The 11,761-nt window shown below is 69.6% G+C and carries 11 protein-coding genes and 1 pseudogene; 7 read left to right on the top strand and 5 right to left on the bottom strand.

Going from position 1 to position 11,761, the window contains the following annotated elements:
- Together BHU15_RS12715 and BHU15_RS12720 are read left to right on the top strand one after the other, a co-directional pair.
- A pseudogene (locus tag BHU15_RS12715) lies at nucleotides 1-1,475 on the top strand (sacsin N-terminal ATP-binding-like domain-containing protein); the annotation flags it as partial.
- A 116-nt stretch (nucleotides 1,476-1,591) separates the two neighbouring features.
- Nucleotides 1,592-2,449, top strand: a complete 858-nt coding sequence (locus BHU15_RS12720; RefSeq protein ID WP_069627284.1) for a DUF5707 domain-containing protein — start codon at nucleotides 1,592-1,594, stop codon at nucleotides 2,447-2,449.
- A 78-nt stretch (nucleotides 2,450-2,527) separates the two neighbouring features.
- On the opposite strand, the gene BHU15_RS12725 is transcribed toward BHU15_RS12720, so the two are convergent.
- Nucleotides 2,528-3,373, bottom strand: a complete 846-nt coding sequence (locus BHU15_RS12725) for an NAD(P)H-binding protein (protein WP_069627285.1) — start codon at nucleotides 3,371-3,373, stop codon at nucleotides 2,528-2,530.
- Nucleotides 3,374-3,455: 82 nt separating this feature from the next.
- On the opposite strand from BHU15_RS12725, the gene BHU15_RS12730 reads away from it, so the two are divergent.
- Nucleotides 3,456-4,058 (top strand): TetR/AcrR family transcriptional regulator, encoded by a 603-nt coding sequence (locus BHU15_RS12730; protein WP_069627286.1) that lies wholly within the window; start codon nucleotides 3,456-3,458, stop codon nucleotides 4,056-4,058.
- Nucleotides 4,059-4,085: 27 nt separating this feature from the next.
- Here the strand turns inward: BHU15_RS12730 and BHU15_RS12735 are convergent, their stop codons facing one another.
- Together BHU15_RS12735 and BHU15_RS12740 are read right to left on the bottom strand one after the other, a co-directional pair.
- A complete protein-coding gene (locus BHU15_RS12735) occupies nucleotides 4,086-6,557 on the bottom strand; it encodes an HAD-IC family P-type ATPase (protein WP_069627287.1) in 2,472 nt (823 codons plus the stop codon).
- A 98-nt stretch (nucleotides 6,558-6,655) separates the two neighbouring features.
- Nucleotides 6,656-6,919: a DUF2530 domain-containing protein gene (locus BHU15_RS12740; protein WP_023540833.1), complete on the bottom strand. Its 264-nt coding sequence runs from the start codon at nucleotides 6,917-6,919 to the stop codon at nucleotides 6,656-6,658.
- A gap of 219 nt (nucleotides 6,920-7,138) precedes the next feature.
- Between BHU15_RS12740 and BHU15_RS12745 the strand changes: the two genes are divergently transcribed.
- Nucleotides 7,139-8,575 (top strand): NCS2 family permease, encoded by a 1,437-nt coding sequence (locus BHU15_RS12745; protein ID WP_069627288.1) that lies wholly within the window; start codon nucleotides 7,139-7,141, stop codon nucleotides 8,573-8,575.
- Between the two features lie 13 nt (nucleotides 8,576-8,588).
- On the opposite strand, the gene BHU15_RS12750 is transcribed toward BHU15_RS12745, so the two are convergent.
- Nucleotides 8,589-8,771, bottom strand: a complete 183-nt coding sequence (locus tag BHU15_RS12750; protein ID WP_078494314.1) for a ribbon-helix-helix protein, CopG family — start codon at nucleotides 8,769-8,771, stop codon at nucleotides 8,589-8,591.
- Between the two features lie 177 nt (nucleotides 8,772-8,948).
- Here BHU15_RS12750 and BHU15_RS12755 point away from each other — a divergent pair, with 177 nt between their 5' ends.
- Both BHU15_RS12755 and BHU15_RS12760 read left to right on the top strand, forming a co-directional pair.
- On the top strand, nucleotides 8,949-9,386 hold the full coding sequence (locus BHU15_RS12755; protein WP_031231018.1) for a MarR family winged helix-turn-helix transcriptional regulator: 438 nt from the start codon (nucleotides 8,949-8,951) through the stop codon (nucleotides 9,384-9,386).
- A gap of 67 nt (nucleotides 9,387-9,453) precedes the next feature.
- Nucleotides 9,454-10,812, top strand: a complete 1,359-nt coding sequence (locus tag BHU15_RS12760; protein ID WP_069627289.1) for an MFS transporter — start codon at nucleotides 9,454-9,456, stop codon at nucleotides 10,810-10,812.
- A 33-nt stretch (nucleotides 10,813-10,845) separates the two neighbouring features.
- Here BHU15_RS12760 and BHU15_RS12765 read toward each other — a convergent pair whose 3' ends face one another.
- Entirely contained in the window at nucleotides 10,846-11,448 is a 603-nt protein-coding gene (locus BHU15_RS12765) for a Uma2 family endonuclease (protein ID WP_069627290.1), read from the bottom strand.
- Between the two features lie 98 nt (nucleotides 11,449-11,546).
- On the opposite strand from BHU15_RS12765, the gene BHU15_RS12770 reads away from it, so the two are divergent.
- A partial coding sequence (locus tag BHU15_RS12770; protein WP_303741186.1) for a 2'-5' RNA ligase family protein occupies nucleotides 11,547-11,761 on the top strand: 215 nt, incomplete at its 3' end.

The raw sequence follows: 11,761 nt of genomic DNA on the forward strand, positions 1-11,761 counted from the left end.
TACCTCCGGAGTCGTCAGCACTGCCCGCGACCCCGCGCGCCGTGCTGACGACTCCGGAGGTACGGGCGGCGGTCGCCGCCTCGCTGGACGCCGGCGAGGTGTGGGACGAGGAACAGGGCCTGGACGCGGAGGAGTTGGCCGAGACCGTCCTCGCGCTCGTACGGGACGCGGACCTGGCGGTCGGCGACGAGCCGTGGCTGGCCGCGCTCGCCCTGGCCGACGAGGAGGGCGAACTCGCCCCGGCCGGTGAACTCGTCCTGCCCGGCAGCCCGTTCGCCGCCGTCATGCGCGAGGACGAACTCGCCCTGTGTGACGCCGACCTGGCCGAGCGCTGGGGCGAACAGCCGCTCGCCGCCTGCGGGGTGCTGGCCAACTTCACCCTTGTACGCGCCACGGACGTCGTCCTGGACCCCGACGAACTGGAGCCGCGCGACGGCGACTTCGCCGAACCGGACGACGCCGGGCTCCTCGACGCCGTCGACGTGTGGTGCGAGGACGTGCTTGACCGGCTGCCCGAGACACCCCTGCCGCCCGTCGCCACCGAGATCGTCGCCGTGCGCGACCTGGACCTCGTGGACGACGACGCCTGGCCGGGGGCCCTCGCCCTGCTGGCGCAGCCGCCGCTGCGTGACGCGCTCACCGCGCCCGTACGCGTCCTGCTGCCGGACGGCACGACCGAGAGCGTGCGCTCGTACACCGCCTGGTGGCTGCGCGACCACCCCGTGCTCGACGGGCGCCGCCCGGCCGGTCTGCGCGCGGCGGGCGGCGATCCGCTGCTGAGCGGCCTGTACGACTCCGTGGACGCGTCCGGCTTCGAGGACACGCAGGTTCTGCGCGCCCTGGGCGTACGGACATCGGTCGCCGCCCTGCTCGACGAACCGGGCGGCGCGGCAGAGCTGTTGGGGCGGCTTGCGGACCCGGACCGGGAGGTGACCGCCCGTCAACTGCACGCCCTCTACACCGCCATCGCCGACCTCGACCCCGAACAGGTTACCCTCCCGGACGAGTTGCGCGCCGTCGTGGACGGCGAGGTGGTGATCGTGGACGCGGCGGACGCCGTCATCGCGGACGTGCCCGACCTGCTGCCGCTGGCCGGCGCACTGCCCCTGCTGCCGGTCGCCCCGGCGCGCGCCGGGGACCTCGCGGAGCTGTTGCAGGTGGGTCGCCTCGGCGAGAGCGTCACGGCGGAGGTGACGACGCGGGGCGAGGAGTACGAGGTCCCGGAGTCCGTCCGCGTACTGCTCGGCGCCGGCACCCCCGACACGTACGTCGAGCACGAGCGACTGCTCGCGGGCGAAGTGGAGCTGGACTGGCGGCGTACGCCGGACGGCACGGTCCACGCGGCCACCGTGGAGGGCGTCGCCGCCGGGCTGGCGTGGGCGGCGGGGCAGTGGCCGCGCCGCTTCGAGGTGGCCGCGCTGCTGGAGGACGCGTCGCGTACCGAGGAGTTGGCGCGGGACCGCTGGTTCGACTGACGGCAGCGGGCAGAAGAGGCGGTCTTCACGAAAGTCGCACCTTCTGTACAACCATTCCCTCTTGACCCACGTCTTACGGGTGAGCCAACAGGTTCACTGACAAATGGGGAAATGCAATGCGAATCCGTGCCACTGTCGCCGTCGCGACCGGTGCCCTGGCTCTCTCAGCCCTCGCCGTGCCGGCCACCCAGGCCGCTCCCGCGGACGACCGTCCGGCCGCACCGGCCTACGGCTCCGCCACGCACCAGGGCGCCGCCGCCGCGCCGAAGGGCAAGGCCAGGGCAGCCGCCGACGCCCCGGTGATCAGCAAGGCCGTGGTGAACGGTGGCAAGCCCATCGTCGTCGGCACCACCGCCGTCAAGAAGGTCTCCGTCTCGATCACCGCGTCGCACCCGTCCGGCATCGCCGCCGCCGACGCGATCATCTGGATCGGCTCCAGCCTCGACGACCCCGACGCCTTCGGCTTCGTGGCCGACGCACCGTTCACGTGCAAGGCCGCGAGCACGACCACCACCTCCACCTGCACGCAGACCATCGACGTCGACCCGCTGTGGCTCGTCAACAGCGACACCAGGACCTGGAACGTCGGTGTCTGGACCGGGTCGAAGGACGGCTACGACACCCAGAACGACAAGTTCGGCAAGACCAGCCTTCAGCGGCTGTCCAGGCTGGACGTCAACGCCGCCCCCGAGCCGGTGAAGAAGGGCGGCACGATCACGGTCACGGGCAAGCTGTCCCGTGCCAACTGGGAGACGGGCACCTACAAGGGCTACGCCACCCAGTCCGTGCAGCTCCAGTTCCGTAAGAAGACCAGCAGCACCTACTCCACCGTCAAGACGGTGAAGACCTCCACCACCGGCACGCTGAAGACCACCACCAAGGCCACCGTGGACGGCTACTGGCGCTGGAACTTCGCCGGTACGTCGACCACCCCGGCCGTCATCCCGGCCGGCGACTTCGTCGACGTGAAGTGACGTAGCGAGTAACGGACAGCTCCACCAGGGGGGACCTGCCCCGGGCGCACGTGGCCTTCCGCGCACCCGGGGCAGGGCCTACTGAAAGGCCGGCAGGTTACGCGCCACCCACTCGCCGAACGGTCTGGCCGGACGGCCGAGGACTTTCTCCACATCGGGGCCGGCCGTCCGCTCGGTCGGCAGCGGGACGCCGAGGACGTCCAGGGTGCCGTCGATGACCTCCGCCGGCATGAACTGCGCCATGTGGGCGTGGGCCTGTTCGCGGGACAGTTCCACGAAGTCGACATCCTCGCCCAGAGCCTCGGAGATCACCGCGGTTTGCCGGCGCGGGCTGACGGCCTCGGGCCCGGTCAGTTCGTACGTACGGCCCGAGTGCCCCTCTTCGCACAGGGCGGCTGCGGCGACCGCTGCGATGTCGGCCGGGTCGATCACGGGCAGGGCCACATCACCGAACGGGGCGAAGACCGTGCGCTTGGTGCGCACCGACTCGGCCCAGGCGAAGGCGTTGGAGGCGAATCCGCCCGGGCGCAGGATCGTGAAGTCCGTTCCGGACGCTCGCACGGCGGCCTCGAACTCGCGCAGGCGGGTGTGCGAGAGGGCCTCGGGGCGAGTGGAGTTGATCTGGGAGGAGAGCAGGACGATCCGCTTGGCCCCGGCGTCCAGGGCCGCGTCGAGCAGGGCGTTCGGGCTTTCGCCATGGCCGTTGAGCTCGCCGCCCAGCAGGAGGAAGAAGGCGTCGGCGCCGTCGAGGACCGGCCGCATGCTCGCGCTGTTCCCGACGTCGGCCTGGGAGTGCCGGACCCCGGTGGGGAGTCCTTCGGGCCGTGGACGACGTGAGACGGCCACGATGTCCTCGCCCGCCTCGGCGAGCAGGGGTACCAGGGTCCGTCCGATGTTTCCGGTCGCGCCTGTAACCACGATCATTTCACTTCCCCCAAATGAGTTAGTTGACTGACTTACTTGGACCGTAACACGTTTCCACCGGAGGTTGTCTATAGTCAGTTGGGTGACTGACTCAACTAAGCCCCGCGCGCGGGCGGCCGACAAGCGCCGCCGACTGACCACCGAGGCGGCCCGGGTCTTGTACGAGCAGGGTGTCGAGCGCACCACTCTCGCCGACATCGCGCGCGCCGCCGACGTTCCCGTCGGGAACGTCTACTACTACTTCAAGACCAAGGACGAGCTGGTCCTGGCAGCCCTCTCCGAGCACAGCGCGCACTTGGATGAACTCACCGGCCGCCTGGACCAGTTGTCCGACCCGCGCGACCGCCTCAAGGGCCTGATCGAGGCATGGGTCGCCCAGCGCGAGGTTGCCGCCCGCTACGGCTGCCCCACCGGCACCCTGGCCGTCGAACTCGACAAACGCGCCGACGGGACCCTGGACGAGAAGGCCGGCACGGTGATCCGGCGCCTGCTGGAGTGGGCCGAACGCCAATTCCGGGCCCTGGATCTGCCCGAACCGGACGACCTCGCCCTCACCCTCGTCTCCTCGTATCAGGGCATGTCGCTCCTGGCCAACGCCCTGCGTGACCCAGACATCATGGCCCGCCAGGGAGCCCATCTCCTCCGCTGGCTCGACTCCCTCAAGGTCCCCGACCCGGCCGCCTGACCCGTACGGGCGCACACGGGAGTGTGCCTACGCCGGGTACTTCCGGTCCACCAGCCGCCACGCCGCCTCCAGCAGCACCGCGCCCACCGCCGCGATCGCCACCGCCGTCCACGGCATCGTCGTGCCCACCAGCTTCAGTGCGAAGAAGCTCTGGAGCGACGGCACGACCAGGACGATCACAAACAGGAATCCCATCGCCAGCACCAGCCCCACCCGCCACCAGGTGTAGGGCCGGGCGATGATGACCAGCACCCACATCGAGACCAGGAACAGCGTCAGCGTCGCCGCGCTCGTCTCGGCGGCCAGTGAGCCGGAGCCGCTGTAGTGCGCGCGGGCCAGCAGATACGTGGTGAAGGTGGTGGCGGCGGCGACGATGCCGCTCGGGATCGAGTACCGCATCACCCGGCGTACGAAGTTCGGCCGGGCCCGCTCCTTGTTCGGGGCCAGCGCCAGGAAGAACGCCGGGACGCCGATCGTGAGCGTGGAGATCAGTGTCAGATGCCGGGGCAGGAACGGGTACTCCACCTGCGTACACACCACCAGGATGGCCAGCAGCACGGAGTAGACCGTCTTCGTCAGGAAGAGCGTCGCGACGCGCGTGATGTTGCCGATGACGCGGCGGCCCTCGGCCACCACCGACGGCAGCGTGGCGAAACTGTTGTTGAGGAGCACGATCTGGGCGACCGCCCGCGTCGCCTCCGACCCCGACCCCATCGCGACGCCGATGTCCGCGTCCTTCAGCGCGAGTACGTCGTTCACGCCGTCACCGGTCATCGCGACCGTGTGGCCGTTGGACTGGAGCGCGCCCACCATCTCGCGCTTCTGCTGCGGACTGACCCGGCCGAAGACGGAGGCCGAGTCGAGCGCCTGCGCCATCTCGGCCTGTTCGGCGGGGAGTTGGCGCGCGTCGACGGTACGGTCCGCGCCCGGCAGCCCGAGCTTCGAGGCGACCGCGCCGACCGAGACCGCGTTGTCGCCGGAGATGACCTTCGCGGTGACGTCCTGGTCGGCGAAGTACGTGAGGGTCTCGGCGGCGTCCGGGCGCAGCCGCTGCTCCAGTACGACGAGGGCCGTCGGCACCGCGCCGTCGGCCACGTCGGGTGCGTCGAGCGCGCCGGCGCCGTCGACGCGGGCCAGCAGGAGCACCCGCAGACCCTGCTTGTTGAGCGTGTCGATCTCGGGGAGCGTGGGATCGCCGGCGGGCAGCAGGACGTCGGGCGCGCCGAGGAGCCAGCCGACCGGCCCGCCGTCCGCCTCGGGGTGGGTATCGGCCTCGAACGTGGCGCCGCTGTACTTACGGGCCGACGAGAACGGCAGCGCCGCCGTGGCGCGCCACCCCGACTCGTCCGGATACGCGTCGATGATCGCCTGGAGGCTGGCGTTGGGCCGGGGGTCGGAGGCACCGAGGGCGCCGAGCACCCTGCGTACGTACGCCTCGTCCGTGCCGTTCAGGGGCCGCAGCTCGGTGACGTCCATGCCGCCCTCGGTGAGCGTGCCCGTCTTGTCGAGGCAGACGACGTCGACCCGGGCCAGGCCCTCGATCGCGGGCAGCTCCTGGACCAAGCACTGCTTGCGGCCCAGCCGGATGACACCGATCGCGAAGGCGACCGAGGTCAGCAGGACCAGTCCCTCCGGGATCATCGGGACGATGCCGCCGATGGTCCGGGCGACGGAGTCCTTGAAGTTGTTCTCCTTGACCACGAGCTGGCTGATGATCAGCCCGATCGCCGTCGGGACCATCATCCAGGTCACATACTTCAGGATCGTGCTGATGCCGGTGCGCAGTTCGGACTGGACGAGCGTGAACCGCGAGGCCTCCTCGGCGAGTTGGGCCGCGTACGCCTCCCGTCCCACCTTCGTCGCCCGGAACGCGCCGCCGCCCGCGACCACGAAACTGCCCGACATCACCGTGTCGCCGGGGCGCTTGAGGACCGGGTCGGCCTCACCGGTCAGCAGCGACTCGTCGACCTCCAGACTGTCGGCCTCGACGATCTCGCCGTCCACGACGACCTTGTCGCCGGGGCCGAGTTCGACGACATCGCCGAGGACGATCTCGGAGGTGGAGATCCCCGCCGCGACGCCGTCGCGGCGGACGACCGGCTTGGCCTCGCCGATGACGGCCAGACCGTCGAGCGTTCTCTTCGCGCGCAGCTCCTGGATGATGCCGATGCCGGTGTTCGCGATGATCACGAAGCCGAAGAGGCTGTCCTGGATCGGCGCGACGAGCAGGATGATCGCCCAGAGGATCCCGATGAGCGCGTTGAAGCGGGTGAAGACGTTGGCGCGGACGATCTCGCCGGTGGAGCGACTGCTGCGGACGGGAACGTCGTTGACCTCGCCCCGCGCGACCCGCTCGGCGACCTCGGCGGCGGTCAGCCCGGTGGCCCGGCCGGCTGTCGGCAGCTCCCTCGGATGGACGGGATCGAGCTCCGCCCCCGCGTCGATGGGGTGGCCGTGTGGCTCGCCGCCACCGGTGTCGATCTTCGCCCGCTGAGTCATGAGGTCGACGTTACGGCGGTGAGGGGGCGTTCACCCGCCGGGACCCCGAAGATCCGACCGAGGTACGAGAGCTCGTGACCACAAGTCCACCCATGGCACTACTGCTGTACGTCAGCGCCCGCCCGCGCCCGCTTGATGGCGGCGTCGCGCCTGCGGACGTACCAGATGCCGATCAGCCCGAGCCCGGCACCGGCCAGACAGGTCCACAGCCACCACAGGTGCCCGTGGTCGTCGAACCAGCCGTAGAAGGGGAGCTGCACAAGGAAGAGGACGAACCAGATGACGGTGCCGCCGACGATGGTCGGGACGATCGGCCCCTCCAGGGGCTCGGGTGCCTCGTGCGTCGGGGTCCATTTGGCCATGGCGTCAGTCTATGCGGGGCGGTCGGGGGCGGGCCGGTCGCCCGGCGGCCGGGGGCTCCACGCGCTTCCGCCTTTGGGCTCTACGCGCGGAGATAGCGATCACCGGTCCATCTGTTCATACTGAAACGGTTTTGCGAATGGCCTGTTCAGTACGGCCGATTCCATTCGTTCGAGCATCCGGATCCGGCATCCGGTGATCACTCACGTCTGAGGTTGAGCATGCCCGCGCAGGACCCCGTGCAGGACAAGGCCCCCGCCGCTCCGGTCGGCGGCGTCGACCGCTTCTTCAAGATCTCGGAGCGCGGTTCCACCGTCGCCCGCGAGGTACGCGGCGGCTTCGCCACCTTCTTCGCGATGGCTTACATCATCGTGCTGAACCCGATCATCCTCGGCAGCGCGAAAGACCTGTACGGCCACCAGCTCGACGGCGGCCAGCTGGTCACCGCCACCGTCCTGACCGCCGCCTTCGCCACCCTCCTGATGGGCGTCATCGGCAACGTGCCGATCGCGCTCGCCGCCGGGCTCGGCGTGAACACGGTCGTCGCGCTCCAGCTGGCCCCCAGGATGAGCTGGGCCGACGCGATGGGCATGGTCGTCCTGGCCGGTTTCCTGGTGATGCTGCTGGTCGCGACCGGGCTGCGGGAGCGGGTGATGAACGCCGTACCGACCAGCCTCCGCAAGGGCATCGCCATCGGTATCGGCCTGTTCATCCTGCTGATCGGCCTGGTCGACTCCGGCTTCGTCACCCGTATCCCGGACGCCGCCCACACCACCGTCCCGCTCCAGCTCGGCTCGGACGGGCACCTCAACGGCTGGCCCGTGCTGGTCTTCGCGCTCGGCGCGCTGCTCACCCTCGTACTGATCGTCCGCAAGGTGGCCGGCGCGATCCTGATCTCGATCGTGACGATGACGGTCGTGGCGCTCGTCATCGAGGCGGTCGCCGATGTGCCGAGCTGGGGACTGACCACCCCGAAGTGGCCGGGCAACCCGGTGGCGAGCCCGGACTTCGGACTGTTCGGCGACTTCAGTCTCTTCGGCGGCTTCGGCAAGGTCGGCATCCTCACCGGCGTGCTGTTCGTTTTCACCGTGCTGCTGTCCACGTTCTTCGACGCGATGGGCACCATCCTCGGCGTCGGCGACGAGGCGAAGCTGATGGACGAGCAGGGGCGGCTGCCCGGTATCAACCGGGTGCTGTTCGTGGACGGCATCGCCGTCGCGTCCGGCGGCGCGACCTCGTCCTCCGCCACCACCTGCTTCGTGGAGTCCACGGCGGGCGTCGGCGAAGGCGCGAGGACCGGACTGGCGTCCGTCGTGACGGGCGCGCTCTTCTCGCTGGCGCTGTTCCTCACGCCGATCGCGACGATGGTGCCGTCCCAGGCGGCGACGCCCGCGCTGCTGGCGGTCGGCTTCCTGATCCTCGCCGGATCGGTGCGGGACATCGACTGGACCGACTACACCGTCGCCGTTCCGGCGTTCCTCGCGATGGTGACGATGCCCTTCACGTACTCGATCACCAACGGCATCGGAATCGGCTTCATCACCTTCAGTCTGCTGCGGCTGGCGGCGGGCCGGGGCCGTGAGGTGCCGTTGGCGATGTACGTCGTGTCCGCGGTCTTCGTCTTCTACTACGCGATGCCGGCGCTGGGTCTCACGTAGCCGCCCCCGGGGCTCACGCGGCTCCGTAGAACTTCTCCGTCTCGTCGACGGACGCGCGGAAGCGTTCGTCGAAATCGTCGCGCATGAGCGTCCCGACCACGTAGTCCTGGACGCTCATTCCGCGTCTGGCCGCGTGCTGGCGAAGCCGGTCGAGCAGCTCCCCGTCTATCCGCAGGCTGAGCACTGTCGATCCCATGCCGACCAGGGTCGGGGTCGGGTGCGGGCCGCTGTGTGACTTTCCGCGTCTGTCTCACTCGTACGAGTGAGCTAGAGGCACTCGATGTGTAGCGGGATGTGTGGGATGTGTGCGATCCGGTGAGGGACGGGCGTTTTCCATTTTCCTTAGCTTAGGTAATGAGTTACGCTAAACAACATGCCTGACCTATCCCACGGTGACGACGCCGCCGCCGTGAACGCACTCCGCTCGGCCGTCATGCGGCTGGGCCGGCGGCTCAAGCACCAGCGCGTCGACGAGTCGCTGAGCCCGACCGAGATGTCGGTGCTCGGCACCCTCGCCCGCTGTGGCTCGGCCACACCCGGCGAGCTGGCCCGCAAGGAGCACGTACAGCCGCCGTCGATGACGCGCATCGTCGCGCTCCTCGAAGCCAAGGGACTGGTCCGGCTGGAGCCGCACCCCGACGACCGCCGGCAGAAGGTGGTCACGTCGACCGAGCAGGCCGAGGCCATGCTCGAAGAGAGCCGCCGCAAGCGGAACGCGTGGCTGACCGCCGTCGCGGAAGGCCTGGACGAGGACGAGTGGGCCAAGCTCCGGGCGGCGGCGCCGGTACTGGAGAAGCTCGCGCACCTGTAGCCGGCGCATCCGCAGCGGTTCAGGGAAGACGGACGTACGTCGTCAACGCCGAGGAGGCGAACCAACTTTGAGTACGGGATCCGGAGCAGACTCCGCCCCCGCACCGACCACCCCCGACCCCATTCAGCAGACCGCACAGCCCCGCACGAGCATGTTCAGCTCGCTGAAGATCCGTAACTACCGGCTCTTCGCCACCGGACAGGTCGTGTCGAACACCGGCACCTGGATGCAGCGCATCGCCCAGGACTGGCTGGTGCTCACCCTCACCGGATCCTCCACGGCCGTCGGTATCACCACGGCCCTGCAATTCCTGCCGATGCTGCTCTTCGGCCTGTACGGCGGCGTCATAGCCGACCGGTGCAACAAGCGCACCCTGCTTCTCGCCACCCAGGCCGCGATGGGAATCACCGGCCTCGCGCTCGCCGCGCTCACCCTCAGCGGCCAGGTCCAGGTCTGGCACGTGTACGCCACGGCCTTCGTACTCGGTCTGGTCACGGTGGTCGACAACCCGGCACGGCAGTCGTTCGTGCACGAGATGGTCGGCCCGGACCAGCTGCGCAACGCCGTCAGCCTCAACTCCGCGAACTTCCAGTCCGCCCGGCTCGTCGGCCCGGCCGTCGCCGGTGTCCTGATCACGGCGGTCGGCAGCGGCTACGCGTTCCTCCTCAACGGCCTCTCCTTCATCGCCCCCCTCACCGGGCTGTTGCTGATGCGCACGGCCGACCTGCACAAGGCCGTGGTGACGCCGCGCGGCAAGGGGCAGTTGCGGGAAGGGCTGCGTTACGTGGCGGGCAAGCCGGAGCTGATCTGGCCGATCGTCCTGGTCGGCTTCATCGGCACGTTCGGCTTCAACTTCCCGATCTGGCTGTCCGCGTTCGCCGACGACGTGTACCACGCGGGCGCCGGTACGTACGGCCTGCTCAACACCCTGATGGCGGCCGGCTCCCTGATCGGCGCCCTGCTCGCGGCACGCCGGGGCACCTCCCGGATGCGGCTGCTGGTCGCGGCGGCCGTCCTGTTCGGTGTGCTGGAGATCGTGGCCGCGTTCGCCCCGACGTTCTGGCTCTTCGCGGCGCTGCTCGTCCCGGTCGGCATGTTCGGCCTGACGGTCAACGTCACGGCCAACTCCAGCATCCAGATGGCCACGGACCCGGCCATGCGGGGCCGGGTGATGGCCCTGTTCATGATGGTCTTCACGGGCGGCACGCCACTGGGCGCCCCGCTGGTCGGCTGGGTCACCGACACCTACGGCCCGAGGGTCGGCTTCGCGGCGGGCGGCGCGGTCGCGACGCTGGCGGCGATCGGCGTGGGCGTGATGCTCGCCCGGGTCGGCGACCTGCGCGTCAAGATAGACCTGCGGAGGGGCCGTCCACATGTGACGTTCGTACCGAAGGAGCAGCCGCTGGCGACGGCGACGGCGGCCTGAGCGCGGGCGCGGCTGTCGGCGGGGGCGGGGCCGTCAGCCGCGTGGGAACTCCTGCGTCTTGAGGGTCAGCCCGACGACGGTGTCCTTGAGCTTGATCTCCTCGCCGAAGTCGACGGTCCGGTCGACGGTGTACTCGTCGTTCTTCGGTTCGGTGAAGACGCGGCAGCGGCCGACATACGGATCGACGACGAGGTAGACGGGCACGCCGGCGGTCGCGTAGGCGGCCTTCTTCGGGCCGTAGTCGTTGAGAGCGGTGGACTTGGAGATCACCTCGGCCACCATCTCGATGTCCTCGTAGTCCCACAGGCCCTTCGCGTTCTTCACGGCTTCGCCGGACAGCGCGACGACATCGCAGGCGAAGCCGTTCAGATGCCCTGGAAAGTCGAAGCGGACATCGGACTTGACCCGGCTGCGCGCGTACCCGGCGGCTCGCAGCTGCTCGATGAGATCCAGGATGATCTCCCAATGGGTGTCCCGCTGCGGCGACGTGAAGACATTTCCCCCGACGATCTCGGCCTTGTATCCCTCGGGGACGGGCAACTGCTCAAGCCACTCGAACATCCTGTCCAGAGTCAGCTTGTCTTTGTCGTCGCTCTCGTCGGCCATGGCGATCCTGTCGGTCTCCACGACGGTCATCGTGGCGCTCCTCCCCGCTGCCGTACGAAACTTCGGCAGCCGCGCAGTACAACGATACTCACGGTGACCGAGTTACGCCGGGATGCCAGACTCCCCGTATGCGTCTCTTCGCCGCCGTGCTGCCGCCCGCCCACGCCGCCGACGAACTCGCCGCCGCCGTCGACCAACGGCTGAGCGGTCTCCCCGGGGCCGACGAACTGCGGTGGACCGGGCAGGACGGGTGGCACTTCACGCTCGCCTTCATGGGGGAGGTCGACGACCGGTTGGTGCCCGAGCTGGGGGAGCGGCTGGCGCGGGGGGCGCGGCGGAGTGA

It is taken from the genome of Streptomyces niveus (genome assembly GCF_001723055.1).
GTDB lineage: Bacteria > Actinomycetota > Actinomycetes > Streptomycetales > Streptomycetaceae > Streptomyces > Streptomyces niveus.

Coding starts and splice junctions, on each gene's coding strand:
- BHU15_RS12720 (WP_069627284.1), top strand. CDS start 1,592: ATGCGAATCCGTGCCACTGTCGCCGTCGCGACCGGTGCCCTGGCTCTC.
- BHU15_RS12725 (WP_069627285.1), bottom strand. CDS start 3,373: ATGATCGTGGTTACAGGCGCGACCGGAAACATCGGACGGACCCTGGTA.
- BHU15_RS12735 (WP_069627287.1), bottom strand. CDS start 6,557: ATGACTCAGCGGGCGAAGATCGACACCGGTGGCGGCGAGCCACACGGC.
- BHU15_RS12740 (WP_023540833.1), bottom strand. CDS start 6,919: ATGGCCAAATGGACCCCGACGCACGAGGCACCCGAGCCCCTGGAGGGG.
- BHU15_RS12745 (WP_069627288.1), top strand. CDS start 7,139: ATGCCCGCGCAGGACCCCGTGCAGGACAAGGCCCCCGCCGCTCCGGTC.
- BHU15_RS12750 (WP_078494314.1), bottom strand. CDS start 8,771: ATGGGATCGACAGTGCTCAGCCTGCGGATAGACGGGGAGCTGCTCGAC.
- BHU15_RS12755 (WP_031231018.1), top strand. CDS start 8,949: ATGCCTGACCTATCCCACGGTGACGACGCCGCCGCCGTGAACGCACTC.
- BHU15_RS12765 (WP_069627290.1), bottom strand. CDS start 11,448: ATGACCGTCGTGGAGACCGACAGGATCGCCATGGCCGACGAGAGCGAC.